A 14,262-nucleotide genomic window follows, 5' to 3' on the forward strand; every position below is an offset into this window, starting at 1 on the left:
GGACTACTACCGGGCGGTCTCGGCGCCCCGCCCTGCCGCCCCGTCCACCACCCCCAGCATCGACATTTCTACCGGCGGTGCGGCCGCCGACAGCGAAAGCGAGACGTCATGACCACCGCCCGGTTCCTCGACATCCATCTGCTCCAGACCATCCCGTTCTCGAACCTCAACCGCGACGACCTGGGCGCACCCAAGACCGTCGTCTACGGCGCGGCGACCCGCACCCGGGTGTCCTCCCAGTCCTGGAAACGTCAGGTTCGCCTGACCGTCGAGTCCGCACTGGGGGATCCGGCGGTGCGGACGCGGCGGATCGTCGCCTCCGTCGCCGAGCGGCTCGTGCTGGCCGGCTGGCCGGCTGAGCTGGCGGCGTTCGCCGGCCGGCAGGTGTTGATGTCGGCCGGCAAGAGCGGCATCAAAATCGACAAGGACCGGGACAAGAACGACATCTCTTCGGTGCTGCTCTACCTGCCGACCGCCGGGCTGGACGAGCTCGCGACCCTCGCCGCGGACCATCGTGCGGTGTTGGAGACCGAGATCGCGAAGAAGACCCCGAAGCCGGTGCTGCCGGCGGGCGAGGTCGCGGCGATCCTCGCCCGCCGGACCGGGACGATCAACCTGTTCGGTCGGATGCTCGCCGAGCTGCCTGGCGCGGACGTCGACGGCGCCGTGCAGGTCGCGCATGCGTTCACCGTGCACGCCACCACCCCGGAGATCGACTTCTTCACCGCCGTTGACGACATTCCCTCCGGGGAGGATCATGGCAGCGGCCACATGAACGCCGGGGAGTTCTCTGCCGGCGTCTTCTACCGGTACGCCTGCCTCGACCTGCGCGGGCTCGTGGCGAATCTCGACGGGGACACCGCGACGGCCCGGGAACTGACCGAACAGTTCCTCGCCGCCTTCCTGACCGCGCTGCCCTCGGGCAAGCAGAACGCGACCGCGCCGAACACCCCACCGGAACTCGCCTACGTCGCGGTCCGCGCCGACCGGCCGATGTCGCTCGCGGCGGCGTTCGAGCGGCCCGTCACCGCCGGGATCGAAGGCGGCTACGGCGAGGCGGCCCGCAGCGCCCTCGACGACTACGCGGCCGGGCTGCACCGCGTCTGGGACACCCCGGACAGCCTGCTCGTCCACGGCCACGCCTCCATCGACGGCAAGCCACGCACCGACGGGCTGGGCGAGCAGTACGGCTCCTACCGGGAGCTGCTCGCAGCCGCAGTCACCGCCGCCTACCCCACCTCGGCATGAGCGGGCTGATCCTGCGGCTCGCCGGCCCGTTGCAGTCCTGGGGTGAGCACAGCACCTTCACCGACCGGGACACCGTGGCGTTCCCGACCCGCTCCGGGCTGGTCGGCCTGCTCGCCGGTGCGGTCGGGCTGCGCCGCGGCGAGCCGCTCACCCGCTTCGACCCGCTCGGATTCACCGTCCGCGTCGACGCCCCAGGGGTGCCGCTCACCGACTTTCACACAGTCGGCGGCGGCCTGCCCGCCGCGCGTACCGCGCCCATCGCCGACGGCAAACACCGCTCCGGTGAGACCGGCACCATCGTCAGCCGGCGCCGCTACCTGTCCGACGCGGCCTTCACCGTCGCCGTCACCGGGCCCGACATCCTGGTGGCCGAACTCGGCGAGGCCCTACGCGAACCCCGCTGGCAGCCCTACCTCGGCCGCCGCTCCTGCCCACCCGACCAGCCGCTGTTGCTGCACGCCGGCGTCAACGATCCCGAAGAGCATCTACGCACCCTCGTCCCGCTCCCCCGCCGCCGACGGCGCCTACGCACCACGCCGCCGGACACCACGGTCGATCTCATCCTCGAGACCGATCCACTCGACCCGACCGCCACCACCGAACTGGCCGACATGCCGATCAGCTTCGCCGGCCTCGACCGCCGCTACCAGCGGCGGACCGTACGCCGCGAAACCCTCACCCTGCCCGACACGCTGTTCGCCGCCGACGGTCCGGCGTTCCAGCGGGCCCTCTACGCCTACATGAGAGAACAGCCATGAACCCCGTATGGCTGGTCCGCATCGTCCCGGACCTGCGACGCCGCGACGTGCGCACCGATCTCACCGACGCGGTCGCACTCCACCAGAGAATCATGAAACTGGTCCCCGACCAGATCGGCCCGGACGCCCGCAGCCTCGCCGGCGCCCTGTTCCGCGTCGAGGAAAAACGCACCGGCGTCGAGATCCTCGTCCAGACCCGCCTGATCCCCCTGACCGACCAGCTGCCCGCCGGCTACGGCCAGGTCACCACCCGCGGCCTGACCGGCCTGCTCAACCGGCTGCACACCGGCCTCGGCGTGCACTACCGGCTCGTCGCGAACCCCGCCAAACGGCTCGGCCGTAACGCCAAGCACCCCGGCCGGCTCGCCGCCCTCCGCGGGCAAGAAGCCGAAACCTGGTGGACCAGCCGCGCCGACCGCTGCGGCCTCGCGCTACGCAGCTCGACCGCTCTGCCCCTCGACGACATCACCGGACCCCGCCAAGGCCGCGCCCAGATCCGCCACGCGCTCACCCGCTACGACGGAATCGCCGTCGTCACCGACCCCGATGCGCTTCGGACAGCCATCCTCGGCGGCGTCGGCCGCGGCAAAGCCCACGGCGCCGGATTGCTCAGCATCGCCCCGATCGGCGGCAGCCGATGAGCGCACCACGGAGCGCAACGACAGCCAAACACCGGCTCGGCCGGCCGACTCTCGCGATGCTGCCCCGGGTCACGGACTCGCTGTCCTTCCTCTACATGGAGTCCGTCCGCATCACCCAGGACGACACCGGCGTGCTCGCCTACGTCGAGTCCCCACGCGGAACCGAGCAGGTCTACCTCCCTGTCGCCACCCTGTCCTGCATCCTGCTCGGCCCCGGAACCTCCATCACCCAGCCGGCGATGAGCACGATCGCCCGGCACGGCACCAGCCTCGTCTGCGTCGGCGCTGGCGGCATCCGCAGCTATGCCACCATCCATCCCGCGGGCCTGACCACCGCCTGGCTGGAAAAACAGGTCCGCGCCTGGGCAGACGACCTTCGGGTCCGCGTCGCCAGCCGCATGTACCGGCACCGCTTCTCCACCGAGGTACCCGAAGGCACCACCCTCGCCCAGCTACGCGGCATGGAAGTCCTCCCCACGCCCGTGGGGGTGAACCGAGTTCCGACTCGTCAAGCTGCTCCCCACCATCGTCCGAGACATCCAGAACCTGCTCGACCCCGACCCCGACCGCGACCCCACCAACTCCAAGAACGGGGACGACGAGGACAGCCGCGGCAACCTCGCGGTCGAGATGGTCCACCTCTGGGATCCCCAGCTCGGCTCCGTCAAAGCCGGCGTCAACTACGGCGACGGCCCAGACCCCGACCTGATCGACTTCACCGAGGACGCCGGTCTGGACGTCGATGGCGATCCCCCGACCCTCGACAATGGCGATCTCGAACCCGACGACGTCAACGTGAACCTGGGCATCCCATGGCAGGAATGATCGTCATCTCCACCGCCGCCGTCCCCGACCACGTCCGCGGCGCCCTCAGCCGGTGGCTCGTCGAGCCCACCGCCGGCCTCTACGTCGGCACCGTCTCCGCCCGCGTCCGCGACAAACTCTGGAACGACGTCGCCGCCAGCATCTCCGACGGCGCCGCCGTCTGCATCCACCCCGCCGACACCGAACAAGACTTCACGATCAAAACTGCCGGAGAACGACGCCGCCACGTCCTCGACTTCGACGGCCTCCAACTCATCGGCCTACAATCACAACAGACGCCGGAGACCACCTAAAAGCCCAGGTAATCAAGTGTCCTCCCCACGCCCGTGGGGGTGATCCGCATGCCCGGGACGGCCCGCATGCCCGGAACGGGTCCTCCCCACGCCCGTGGGGGTGATCCGCCGCTCCGCTTCACCTCCGCTGATCCGCCCATGTCCTCCCCACGCCCGTGGGGGTGATCCGGACAGCCGGAACGGGTTGGCGGCACCGGCGTCGTCCTCCCCACGCCCGTGGGGGTGATCCGCCGGTTGATGGGGCGACGTATCCGGCGACGTGGTCCTCCCCACGCCCGTGGGGGTGATCCGCGTCCATGCTCGACGCGACGCTCCTCGAAGCCGTCCTCCCCACGCCCGTGGGGGTGATCCGTAGACCTGACCACCGCTGCTCATGCAGTGCTCGTCCTCCCCACGCCCGTGGGGGTGATCCGTCCGTCGGCGCGAACCCCCATGCCCATAGCGGGTCCTCCCCACGCCCGTGGGGGTGATCCGGTCCCTGCTACATCTGCGACCCGGACCCGGACGTCCTCCCCACGCCCGTGGGGGTGATCCGACGGCGGGTACTCGTCGGGTGTACGCCTCGACATCCGCGGCCATCTCGGCCTCGACGACGGACGACAGCTCGGCGACCTCGAGTAACGGATCCACCTCGTCGTCGACCTCCGACAGCGCGTCCTCGTCCGGCGGCTGGTCGGGCGGGACGACGGTCCCACGCACGCGTCGACCGGTGGTTCCTGAGATGCCCGGCGCGGCAGCGGCGGTCGAGTGGTCGGTGTGGAGCACGACCGCCCGGCTCGTGGTGACCGAGCCCGGCGTGCTGGTCAGCCTCGGCGGGGATGTCGCCACCGCCGGGAACGCGCCGGAGGGCGGCTGGCGCATCCGGGTCCAGGACCGCCCGGGAGAGCCCGCCTGCACCGTCACCCTGGCCGCCGGGAGCGCCGTCGCGACGTCCAGCACCCTCGGGCGACGGTGGCGGCGCGGCGGGCGGCTCCTGCACCACATCCTGGATCCGCGCACCTGCCAGCCCGCGCCGGTGGTCTGGCGGACCGCTACCGTGGCGGCCGCGAGCTGCCTCGACGCGAACACGGCGAGCACCGCCGCGATCGTCCGCGGTTCTGCGGCGGTGGGCTGGCCGCGCCGGCTCGGGATGCCGGCACGGCTCGTCGCCGCGGACAGCTCGATCGTCACGACCGCGGGCTGGCCCGACCCGAGCCCGGCCGGGGTGGCCGGAGTCGAGGTGGCCGGGGTCCGGGTAGACCGGGCCGAGACGGCTCCGCCCGCCGAGGATGGAACCCGAGTCGCATCCGCTGGATCGGCGACACGGCCGAGAGGTTCCGGCCGATGAGCACCGAAGCCCTCTGGTACGCCGCCCGGGGCACGGGCACCACGTGCCTGCTGCTGCTCACCCTGACGGTCGTCCTCGGCATCGTGGCCCGCTCGGGTCGCGGCCTCGCGGGTCTGCCCGGTTTCGCGCTCGCCGTCGCCGGATCCGCGGCCTGGCGCTGCTCCGCCTCCTTCAGGCTCCTCCCCCGCCCACACCGGCCCCCCACCCCACACCGGCCCCTCAGCCCGCGACACCAACCGGCGGCGCCCACAACCATGACCCCCAGATCGGAGCAGACATGACCATCCGCGCTGCCGCCGGAGCGGCCCAACCGTCCATCCCGACCGGCGCCACCATCGCTACCGGCGGCGCCAGCGGCACCACCAGCGGCGTCGGCGGCGCAGGCTCCCCTGAGGTCCAGCCCGGGTGGGGGCGCGAGCCCTGGCCTGCGGCCATGCACGCGGTACGGCCCGCGGCCGGCGCGGGCGGCCTCCCCGCGCATCACGTCCCGGCCGGACGGCTGCTGACCGCGGCCGCGTCCGACCTCGCCGCGCACGACCGCCAGTGTGGACCGCTGCCCTGGCGCGGCGGACCCGGGCGGTTACTTCCGGAGATCCACGACTCCGGGCTGACCGGGCGGGGCGGCGCGGCCTTCCCCACCTGGCGGAAACTCGCCGCGAGCGCCGAGGGCACCTGCCTCGACGGCAGCCACTCCGGCAGCGCGCACCGGCACAGCGCCTACCGGAACAGCACACACCAGGGCAGCCAGCACCGGAACGCCGGGCACCGAGCCGACCGGTACCGGAGCGGCACACACCCCGTGGTCGTCGCCAACGCCGCCGAAGGGGAACCCGAGAGCGCCAAGGACGTCACCCTGCTCACCGTGGCGCCCCACCTCGTCCTCGACGGCCTGCAGCTCGCCGCGGAGGCGGTCGGGGCCGACGAGGCCTTCGTCTATCTCAAACCCGGGCCGGCGGTCACGGCGGTCCGGCGGGCGCTGGCCCAACGGCGGGCCGCGGGCTGGGACCGGTTCACCGTCCAGATCCGGGAGGCTCCGGAGACCTTCATCGCTGGGGAGGCGTCGGCCGTCATCGCAGCCCTGGAGGGAGGGGCGGCCCGGCCGCGCGCGCACTGGCAACCGCTCGCCGAGGCCGGTTTCCACGGCCGTCCGACCCTGGTGCAGAACGCCGAGGCACTCGCGCACCTCGCGTTGATCGCCCGGTGGGGGGCCGGCTGGTTCCGCTCGGTCGGGACCGCCGAGGAACCGGGCACGTTCCTGGCCACCGTGACGGGAGCGGTCGCCGCGCCCGGTGTCGTCGAGATGCCGTTCGGCACCCCGCTCGGCACTCTCGCGCAGCTCGCGGGCGGCTTCACCGAGCAGGTCGGGGCCTTCCGGGTCGGCGGCTACAGCGGTGCGTGGCTGCCCGGCGGCCCGGGAACGACAATCGCGATGTCCCGAGCGGCGCTGGCGCCGTGGGGTGCCGCACCGGGCGCCGGAGTGGTCGCCGTCCTCCCGGCCCGGGCCTGCGGGCTCGTCGAGACCGCGCGCATCGTCGGGTACCTGGCCGCGCAGAACGCTGGCCAGTGCGGGCCATGCGCCAGCGGGCTGCCCCAGCTTGCGGACGCCGTGGCCGGGATGGCCCGAACGGATGGCGGGTCCGGCGGCCTGGTGCAGGGGGCTGGCGATCCGGGGCAGTCCGCCATCCGGGCGCTGCGCCTCGCCGCCCTGGTCGCCGGTCGCGGCGCGTGCCACCACCCGGACGGCGCGGCCCGCCTCGTGCACAGTGCGCTGCGCACGTTCGCCGAGGACATCCGGGCGCACGCCGAGGGCCGCTGCCTCGGCTCGGCCTGCGCCTCCTGACGACACCCATCCCGACCAGGCAGCGTCGACGAATCCGCAGGGAGACAGATGCCATGAACACCACAGATGCCATGAACACCACAAACGCCGGCGCAGCCTCCGGCCCGGCCCGGCTGTGGATCGACTGGACGGCATGTGACGGCCGCGGCTGGTGTGTCGAGCTGCTACCCGAGCTGCTGACCCGCGATCCGGCAGGTTATCCGCTGGCCCGCGGAACGACCGGACAGTCGACCCGAAAAATCACCGTCTCCACGGAGCTGATCGAGCATGCTCGCCGGGCGGCGGATGCCTGTCCCCGGCTCGCGCTGCACCTGCTCGCCGGCCAGGGACAGGGGTAGCCGGGCCCGGCGGCCGATGTCCGCTGTCTCGCTCGCTACATTACCGCCGCATTACCACTTGGCTAAAGCAGCGTTACTGCCGCGTGCCTGGGTAGCTGGCGGCCGCGAGGGCGAGGATCTCCTCACGGTCCTCGGCGAGCAGGAATCCGGTCACGATCGCGTCGTCGGTGGCCCGGGTGAAGGCGGCGAGATAGTCCTCGGCGCCGGCGGGGTAACGGGCGGCGAGTGTGGCGGAATCCAGCGGCCGGGTGGAGCCGAAGATGGCGGAGGCGTCGGTGGGGTTCTGTCCCAGGCCGGACAGGACGGCGATGGGAACGTCGACCCAGGGAGTGCGCACGCCACCACGGGCGATGCCGTCCGCGTCACGGAGAAGTACCGCCGGCTCCGTCGCGGCGGTTAGCAGGTGGGGCGCGGACGGGGGCGCGACACCATAACGGATCCAGTCGTCCAGCGCGGCAATCGCGGCCTGGGCGACATAGTGCTGCTGCAGGCCGCTGTTGATCGCAGCGGCGAACGGGACACCGAAAGGGGCGGCACTGGGCACCAGAAGGCGTACCAGCTCCGCAGCGGGCAGCGCACCGTCGTCACGGAAACCAGCCTTGAGCGTGTAGATGTCGACGTGCGCCGCGCCGGCGATCTCCCAGAGCCGGAACCGGTCGCTATCGGGTTGGCGGGCGCCCACGGCGCCGAGCACGCCGGCGACGTCGGTCTCGCTCTGCACGACCATCACGGGCACCGCGACGTCCGTGCGCAGCCGGACATCCCCGGCCAGGGTCGGGCCGCCCCGACCGTCGAGGGACGCCGTGGTCCCCGGGCGGCCCTGGACCAGGTAACCGTCGAAACCGCCATGACCACCGCCGGCAGCACGACTCCCACCACGGATGCCGCCGCCGTCGTCACCGCCGTCGCCGTCCCGCGCCGCGATGGTGTTGACATAGGTCACCAGAAAGAACGCCGCCTGGGATGCGCCTACGGCGATCATCCGCGCCGATCGAGGAGACCGCGACGCACGGTTTCCCCGGCCTGACGGAAGATGTCGAAGCTGTACGCGTCACCGGGATGGGACAGAATCGCGTAACGGGTGGGATCGGCACTCTTAAGCGACGGCACGATCGGCCACCAACCAGTACCGCGTTGCTCCCCGGCACCACCTTCGCCCGCATTACTGCCACTAGCACCACCGCCACCCGCATTACTGCCGCTAGCACCACCGTCGCCCGCAACGGCCCTCACTTCGACACCGGCCTCTTCGGCGGTCTCGATCCCTTCGATGCCGATGCGTTGCGCCGACACCCCCACCCAGGCGAAACCGGCGCGGAGCAGATGCCGATGCGTCGTGAGCCATGCGGCGGCGGCGTCCATTCCGGCAGAGACGTTCAACCATTCCACGACGGCCGTACCGTTGAAGGCGGTCGGGTCGGCAGGCCGGTAGACGATGAGACGGGTCCGAAACGGCGCCTGGCCGGCGACCACCACGTCCCACCTGCCATCAGAGGTGAGCGGACCCGTCGCGGCATAGGAGTCGGCGGTTCCGCTCACAAAGAACTCCTCCGCCAGATAGGGGACGTAATGAAGTAACAAATACGTGATCGAGAGCATCATCGCAGGTCACAGGCCTGTGGAGGGTTCGAAACGCGCAAGTTATTTCATTTCGACTCCATAGCCGATGGAGGCCAGCTCGAAAGACGTCGAGATCAGGCTCGCCTGGCCGGCGATCGGCCCGTCGACTCGCACCGACGCCATCTCCATCAGCTCCATCGATTCGGTTCCTCTCGCGCTCGCCGCACGGATCCACGATCCATCGTGCCGCACGCGAGCGCATCGAACCGATGGCCGCCGTTGCTCAGATGTCATATTCCGAGGACTTTTGACCTGTGACCGGGACGTAAATCCCGATCCGATGGTCAGGAGCCCCGTGGTCCGCGCGAGCCCCGATGAGGCCGTGTGGAGAGGTGCCACCTCCGGGCCGGTGTGCGGTTTCTCGCGGGGCGCGCCTGGCATGCCGCGACCACACCGCGCATCGGGAACGGGTACAGGTACAGGTACAGGTACGGCGTCATCGGACCACTCATTGGATTACCCGTCAGACCACCCATCAGACCACCCTGCCCCGGCCGTGCAGCCCGCACGTCCCTCGACGGCGGGCCGCACGTGTGCGGATGCGGCTCAGTGGCCGTGCGGAACGGCGCGGCACAGGATCACCCGGTCGAAATTCAGCCGGTGCCGTTCAGCCGGCGCCGAAGAGCCCCTGCGCGGGAAAACCGCCCGCGGGCGCGGCGGGCGGGACGGCGAACAGGGCGCTGGAGGTGTGCCGGATGAAGGTGTTCAATGCGTCGCCGGCCGCGAGGGTCCGCTGCACCGCGACGAACGCCGTACGCGGGTCGGCCTGGTAGGCCGTGAAGAACAGGCCGGCGTCCGGCTCGCCGGCTGAGTCCAGGCCGTCGTCATAGGAGTAACCGCGACGAAGCATGGCGATCCCGCCGTGGAACGACGGGTGGGACAGCCGGGCATGGGCGTTGCCGGCGATCGCGAGACTGCCGTCGGCGGCGCGGGCAGTGAAGTCCGGCTGGATGGTCTCAGCGCCGCCCTGCCCCACCGGCGGTGCCGAGAGCGCGGTGCCGTCGGACTTGCGGCGGCCGATGACCGCGCTCTGAGCCGTCTCGTCCAGCCGCGCCCAGGCATCGAGCAGCATGCGGATGCGCCGGCAGACCAGGTAGGACCCGTCCCGCACCCATTCCGGCCCGTTGGACACCCACACCGCCCGGCCGAACTGCGGCGTGCCCGGTCCCGGGTTGTCCGTGCCGTCGATCTGCCCCATCAGGTTGCGCGGGGTGGACCCGGGGTTGAACGCGGCCGCCGCGGAACGAAGGAATCCCCGCTGGATCCAGCGGGGCCGGGCATCCTGAGCGGCGAGACGACGTATCTGCCGGGAAGCCGAGACCGCGACCATCGGATCCTCGGCGCAGACCTGCACGCCGAGATCCCCGCCGCTGCGCGCCGGATCGAGCTGGTCACCGGGCATCGCGGGGATGTCCGCGAGCTCCGCGGGTATCTGCGCGTCGAGGCCGGCGCGGCGCAGCGCGGACGCACCGAGCCCGATGGTGATCGTCAGTCCCGCCGGTCCGAGTCCCTGGGTGTCCCGCTCAGCGCCGTCGAGCGGCTCGCCTCGCATCAGCACCGCGGCGGCGGCCGTCCAGGTACGCAGCACCGCGGCGAGGGAGGCGCGGACCGCGGCCGGGCCGGACGTCGTCAGGTCGTAGGCGGTGAAGACGAGCTGCGCGGGAGGCCGGTCGGCGATTCCGGGCTGGTGACGGCCGTCACCCACCACCCCAGCCAGCGCCTCACGACGGACCACGGCGACGCGGTCCGGCCCGCCCGACTGGTCCTCCCGGGAACGTTCCGCGGCAACGGTGACACCGCTGTCGAGGGCCATGACTCCCCCGAGGCCTCCCCCGATCGCGACACCACCGCCGAAGCCGAGCAGCCCGGCGCCCCGCAGCACCCTGCGGCGGTGGGGACCGGTCGGGCGGTTCTCCCGGACCGCATCCGCCGCATCGGCGATATCCGTTACATCGGCAGCGTCCACCACATCCGTAATGTCCGACATACCCGCCCTACCGGCCCTATTGGACATACCGGTCTCAGACCTACCGGTTCCATCCGTCCTGTCGCTCACGGGATCCGTACCGGCGCCGCGGTGAGATCCGACATCATCCTCGGGCCGGCAATCCTCGGGCCGGCGTCAACGCGGCGATTGCCACCGAAGGACACCCGGATGAGCCGTCCGGTGAGGTGTTCGCATGGGTCATAGGGCAGTTCCACGATGTCCGTGAGAAGATGATCCGCCGTGGAGGGCGCCGTCGACCACTGCGGGACGCTCGGCACACGCCCCGGTCGACCGGGACTAACCCTCCATACTTCTCCGGGCGACGGGTTCGCCCCGGCCACGGGCCAGGCCCCATCGTGCACTCGAGTTCAGTCCGCGCAGCGCCCTGCGCACGGCCGGGTGCTGGCTGGCACGGTGCACCGGGTAGCGCCACGGCGGCTGTTCGCCCTGGCGCGACGCCATCGAGTAGGCGAACGACACCGGATCCTGATCGAGGTATGGGTCCACCCGTTCGAACCAGGCCATGCTCATCCGCGCCGCCGCCTGCAGAGGACCCAGGGCCGCCCGGCCCCGCCGGTCGAAATCTCGCAGCGCGGCCGGCAGATCGCCGCCGCTGTCGTACATGCTCTGCGCGAGCGCGACCGCATCGACGATCGCGAGCGCCGTGCCCGACCCGAAGGCGAAGTGCGTGGTGTGGGCGGCGTCACCGATCAACACGACGTTGTCGTGGTACCAGCTCCGGTTGGTGACATCGGCGAAACGCAGCCACCGCGCCGCCCGGCCGCGGCACTGGCTGATCAGCGGATGGCCGTCCAACGGACCAGAGAAGATCTTTTCCAGCATCCGCGGCGCGTCCTCGGCGCTCAGGCGATCAAGGCCGAGTCCCTTCCACGTCCGCTGGGAGCATTCCACAATGCAGGTGCTGATACCGGCGCTGGACGGATAGGCGTGGAACCAGATCCATCCTGCGGAGGTCCGTTCGAAGGCGAAGGTGAAGCTGTCGAATCGCTTGTCGGTGCCGAGCCAGATGTACGGGTTACCGCCGATCTCGACCTTGGTACCGAAATCGTCCTGGGCCATCTGGCGCACCCGGCTGTTCGCGCCGTCGGACGCCACGACGAGATCGGCGTCGGCGTACGGGCGCAGGTCGTCTACCTCGTGCCGGTACTCCACTTCGACGCCGAGATCGGTGGCCCGCCGGGCGAGGATCTCGAGCAGCGCGGCCCGCTGCAGGCTGAAGCCGTAGCCGGTGAGATATGCCGCCCGCGATCCGCCCAGACTGATCCGCTGCTCCTGCCAGAGAGTGGACGCAGCCCGCAGGGCACGAGCGCTGCCTGGGTCGTTCCGGAAAAGGACGTCCAGAAGGTTATCCCAATACACAACCCCCCAGCCGTAGGTCGCCCCGGGCGGGTCGCGTTCGAGGATTGTGATCTCCTGGCTGGCGTCACGGCGTTTCGCCGAGATGGCGAAGTACAGTCCTGCTGGTCCGCCGCCCACACAGACGATCCTCACCGCAGGTGCCTCCTCCGTGTTCCTCCTCGGCGTGACCCGGACGGCGGGTGGCAACGACCGTTCGCCGGCTCGTCACCACCGTCGTCCCCGGAGAGGAGCACCGCCAACGGATGTCGTGGTGCCCACTTGTCGGGCTGCCCGGTTACCCCGCATTGTCGGGTTTTCCGGTTTCCCGCATTGTCGGGTTACCCGAGTGTCAGATTGCTGGTCGGGTTGCTGGACTGTCGGGAGCCGGGATCACCAACGGCCCCAGCCACCCCAGCGGCCCCAGCCACCCCAGCCACCCCAGCGCCCCCAGCCACCCCAGTGGCCCCAGCCCCAGCCCCAGCCCCCGAAGAAACCGGTGACCTGCCGGAACGAGCCCTCGGCCCGGAGCGTCGGTGCCTCATACGTTGCTTTCATGCCGGATTCCTCCGTCCGACTTCGATTTATTCGGTCTATGTGACTCTCGGCGATCCAGACAACACAGTGGCCGCCGTCGGTGTCCCACCTCCGACCGCCACTTACCGCCTGTGACCAACCATCTTCGATTCTGCTCCTTTGCTGTCCATTGCTGGTTCATCGCCGGTTCGGTGGCACCATCGGGAGTCGCGGTGGAGACGGGCGCCGATCGAGCAGATCATCGCTGTAGCCGGCCGAAGCTCCGGCTCACGGGCCGGCACCCGTCGGAGGCCCCACGCCGCACCAAAGGCGCCATGCGGGGCAGGAGGGGTTATCGGATCGATCTCGGCGTCGATCTCGAGAAGATGGCCTTGCGGGACAGTCCGAGGCTGTTGGGACCCTACGGATCTGGTCGTCGGGAAGCCCACCACGGTGGCACAGCCAGGTCCGGCCCACGGCCCGGATCTCGGTCAACGAGGTGAATCGTCAACGAGGTGAAATGACGGCCGGCGGCGTCTTCGCCGGGCACACGCGAGTGCGAGCGCGGTCCTGCTGCAGTCCTGTTGTGATCCTGTATACGGGAGCGTTAGGCGACGTCGCGGTCGCGCGCGTCCTCGGGCAGTAGGGTGCGCAGGCCCAGAATGATGTTGGTGATCCCGAACTCGAACTCCTCCGGGACGGTGACGTCGGAAGGCTGCGCCGCCGCAGGGACCGCCGCGGCCGGCTCCTCGACGGGCCGCTCGGTGAGCAGGAAGCCCCGGGTGTATGTCGAGAGCGTGAGGAAAGCGTGCCAGGCCAGCGACGACGGGAATCCGGCATCCCGCAGCCCAGCCAGCAGTTCCGCCGCCCGAAACCAGGAGGTGATGGTCTCCTCTGGTAGGTCGGACTGCCGCTACGACGCGTAATCAGGTCGCATTTCAGGTCGTCGACGGCGAGCAGCGCATAGGGGACGTAATGAAGTAACAAATACGTGATCGAGAGCATCATCGCAGGTCACAGGCCTGTGGAGGGTTCGAAACGCGCAAGTTATTTCATTTCGACTCCATAGAAATTTTTGAAGAACTCGCGGAGCATGTCCTCCCAGTCGTCACCACGGAGGGGAGGCATGCTCTCATAGAAAGAGACGAGTGCCTCCTCGGCCATGGCGTCGAGGAGTTCTCGCTTGCTCTTAAAATACCAGTAGATGCTGGTGACACCGACGTCGGGATACGCAGCCAGGCGGGGCATACTCAACCGATCGACCGGCGTGTCCCGGCAAAACTCGAAGGCGCCCGCCAGAATCCCCGGGGCATTGATGGATCCCCGAGCACGCCGCGACCGGGGACGCTTCGATCCCGTGTTCACTGAGGGGGGCACGCACTAGCCTCCGCATCGTGGGGATGGCCCGGGAACGGCCCCGCTACCCAGGACCACACCGAGTATTCTACCGGAAGGTTCTCCGGATGGTGTGAGATATCTGCCGCACCCGGCGGGCGCAGTGGTTGGCTCATGG

Annotated in this window: 15 protein-coding genes, 1 pseudogene and 1 CRISPR repeat array; of the genes and pseudogenes, 10 read left to right on the plus strand and 6 right to left on the minus strand. The window is 70.4% G+C overall.

Features of this window, described 5'->3' with window-relative positions:
• Positions 1-108 precede the first annotated feature (108 nt).
• The 10 genes and pseudogenes from cas7e to ACY45C_RS09015 all read left to right on the plus strand — a co-directional run bounded on the left by cas7e (position 109) and on the right by ACY45C_RS09015 (position 7,270).
• Positions 109-1,248 carry a type I-E CRISPR-associated protein Cas7/Cse4/CasC gene (cas7e, locus tag ACY45C_RS08970; protein WP_462187163.1) on the plus strand — a complete coding sequence of 380 codons (1,140 nt, stop codon included), beginning with the start codon at positions 109-111 and terminating at the stop codon, positions 1,246-1,248.
• Positions 1,245-2,006 (plus strand): type I-E CRISPR-associated protein Cas5/CasD, encoded by a 762-nt coding sequence (cas5e, locus tag ACY45C_RS08975; protein WP_462187164.1) that lies wholly within the window; start codon positions 1,245-1,247, stop codon positions 2,004-2,006. Before cas7e ends, cas5e begins: the two co-directional genes overlap by 4 nt.
• A complete protein-coding gene (gene cas6e, locus ACY45C_RS08980) occupies positions 2,003-2,647 on the plus strand; it encodes a type I-E CRISPR-associated protein Cas6/Cse3/CasE (protein ID WP_462187165.1) in 645 nt (214 codons plus the stop codon). The genes cas5e and cas6e overlap by 4 nt, the downstream gene beginning before the upstream one ends.
• Positions 2,644-3,114: pseudogene (locus tag ACY45C_RS08985) on the plus strand (CRISPR-associated endonuclease Cas1); the annotation flags it as partial. The gene cas6e and the pseudogene ACY45C_RS08985, both read left to right, overlap by 4 nt.
• 163 nt (positions 3,115-3,277) lie before the next feature.
• Positions 3,278-3,472: a hypothetical protein gene (locus ACY45C_RS08990; protein ID WP_462187177.1), complete on the plus strand. Its 195-nt coding sequence runs from the start codon at positions 3,278-3,280 to the stop codon at positions 3,470-3,472.
• On the plus strand, positions 3,460-3,765 hold the full coding sequence (gene cas2e, locus ACY45C_RS08995) for a type I-E CRISPR-associated endoribonuclease Cas2e (protein WP_462187176.1): 306 nt from the start codon (positions 3,460-3,462) through the stop codon (positions 3,763-3,765). The genes ACY45C_RS08990 and cas2e overlap by 13 nt, the downstream gene beginning before the upstream one ends.
• Before the next feature lie 18 nt (positions 3,766-3,783).
• A CRISPR array of direct repeats spans positions 3,784-4,300; the repeat unit is 29 nt; unit sequence GTCCTCCCCACGCCCGTGGGGGTGATCCG.
• A 174-nt stretch (positions 4,301-4,474) separates the two neighbouring features.
• A complete protein-coding gene (locus ACY45C_RS09000; protein ID WP_462187166.1) occupies positions 4,475-5,092 on the plus strand; it encodes an FAD:protein FMN transferase in 618 nt (205 codons plus the stop codon).
• Complete coding sequence (locus ACY45C_RS09005; protein WP_462187167.1) at positions 5,089-5,373, plus strand: hypothetical protein; 285 nt, start codon at positions 5,089-5,091, stop codon at positions 5,371-5,373. Before ACY45C_RS09000 ends, ACY45C_RS09005 begins: the two co-directional genes overlap by 4 nt.
• A complete protein-coding gene (locus ACY45C_RS09010) occupies positions 5,370-6,932 on the plus strand; it encodes an NADH-ubiquinone oxidoreductase-F iron-sulfur binding region domain-containing protein (RefSeq protein ID WP_462187168.1) in 1,563 nt (520 codons plus the stop codon). The genes ACY45C_RS09005 and ACY45C_RS09010 overlap by 4 nt, the downstream gene beginning before the upstream one ends.
• A gap of 53 nt (positions 6,933-6,985) precedes the next feature.
• Entirely contained in the window at positions 6,986-7,270 is a 285-nt protein-coding gene (locus ACY45C_RS09015) for a ferredoxin (RefSeq protein ID WP_462187169.1), read from the plus strand.
• A gap of 73 nt (positions 7,271-7,343) precedes the next feature.
• On the opposite strand, the gene ACY45C_RS09020 is transcribed toward ACY45C_RS09015, so the two are convergent.
• The 6 genes from ACY45C_RS09020 to ACY45C_RS09045 all read right to left on the minus strand — a co-directional run bounded on the left by ACY45C_RS09020 (position 7,344) and on the right by ACY45C_RS09045 (position 14,126).
• Positions 7,344-8,252, minus strand: coding sequence for an alpha/beta hydrolase domain-containing protein (locus tag ACY45C_RS09020; RefSeq protein WP_462187170.1), 909 nt, complete (start codon positions 8,250-8,252; stop codon positions 7,344-7,346).
• Positions 8,249-8,872 carry an alpha/beta hydrolase domain-containing protein gene (locus ACY45C_RS09025; protein WP_462187171.1) on the minus strand — a complete coding sequence of 208 codons (624 nt, stop codon included), beginning with the start codon at positions 8,870-8,872 and terminating at the stop codon, positions 8,249-8,251. Before ACY45C_RS09025 ends, ACY45C_RS09020 begins: the two co-directional genes overlap by 4 nt.
• Positions 8,873-9,497: 625 nt before the next feature.
• Complete coding sequence (locus ACY45C_RS09030) at positions 9,498-10,877, minus strand: Dyp-type peroxidase (RefSeq protein WP_462187172.1); 1,380 nt, start codon at positions 10,875-10,877, stop codon at positions 9,498-9,500.
• Positions 10,878-11,174: 297 nt separating this feature from the next.
• Positions 11,175-12,389: an FAD-dependent monooxygenase gene (locus ACY45C_RS09035; RefSeq protein ID WP_462187173.1), complete on the minus strand. Its 1,215-nt coding sequence runs from the start codon at positions 12,387-12,389 to the stop codon at positions 11,175-11,177.
• Positions 12,390-12,626: 237 nt separating this feature from the next.
• Entirely contained in the window at positions 12,627-12,791 is a 165-nt protein-coding gene (locus tag ACY45C_RS09040; RefSeq protein ID WP_462187174.1) for a keywimysin-related RiPP, read from the minus strand.
• A 1,005-nt stretch (positions 12,792-13,796) separates the two neighbouring features.
• Positions 13,797-14,126: a TetR/AcrR family transcriptional regulator gene (locus ACY45C_RS09045; protein WP_462187175.1), complete on the minus strand. Its 330-nt coding sequence runs from the start codon at positions 14,124-14,126 to the stop codon at positions 13,797-13,799.
• Between the last annotated feature and the right edge of the window lie 136 nt (positions 14,127-14,262).

This window comes from Frankia sp. CcWB2, assembly GCF_977927585.1.

Coding starts and splice junctions, on each gene's coding strand:
- cas6e (WP_462187165.1), top strand. CDS start 2,003: ATGAACCCCGTATGGCTGGTCCGCATCGTCCCGGACCTGCGACGCCGC.
- ACY45C_RS09020 (WP_462187170.1), bottom strand. CDS start 8,252: ATGATCGCCGTAGGCGCATCCCAGGCGGCGTTCTTTCTGGTGACCTAT.
- ACY45C_RS09025 (WP_462187171.1), bottom strand. CDS start 8,872: ATGATGCTCTCGATCACGTATTTGTTACTTCATTACGTCCCCTATCTG.
- ACY45C_RS09010 (WP_462187168.1), top strand. CDS start 5,370: ATGACCATCCGCGCTGCCGCCGGAGCGGCCCAACCGTCCATCCCGACC.
- cas5e (WP_462187164.1), top strand. CDS start 1,245: ATGAGCGGGCTGATCCTGCGGCTCGCCGGCCCGTTGCAGTCCTGGGGT.
- cas2e (WP_462187176.1), top strand. CDS start 3,460: ATGGCAGGAATGATCGTCATCTCCACCGCCGCCGTCCCCGACCACGTC.
- ACY45C_RS09030 (WP_462187172.1), bottom strand. CDS start 10,877: ATGTCGGACATTACGGATGTGGTGGACGCTGCCGATGTAACGGATATC.
- ACY45C_RS09005 (WP_462187167.1), top strand. CDS start 5,089: ATGAGCACCGAAGCCCTCTGGTACGCCGCCCGGGGCACGGGCACCACG.
- ACY45C_RS09015 (WP_462187169.1), top strand. CDS start 6,986: ATGAACACCACAGATGCCATGAACACCACAAACGCCGGCGCAGCCTCC.
- ACY45C_RS08990 (WP_462187177.1), top strand. CDS start 3,278: ATGGTCCACCTCTGGGATCCCCAGCTCGGCTCCGTCAAAGCCGGCGTC.
- cas7e (WP_462187163.1), top strand. CDS start 109: ATGACCACCGCCCGGTTCCTCGACATCCATCTGCTCCAGACCATCCCG.
- ACY45C_RS09040 (WP_462187174.1), bottom strand. CDS start 12,791: ATGAAAGCAACGTATGAGGCACCGACGCTCCGGGCCGAGGGCTCGTTC.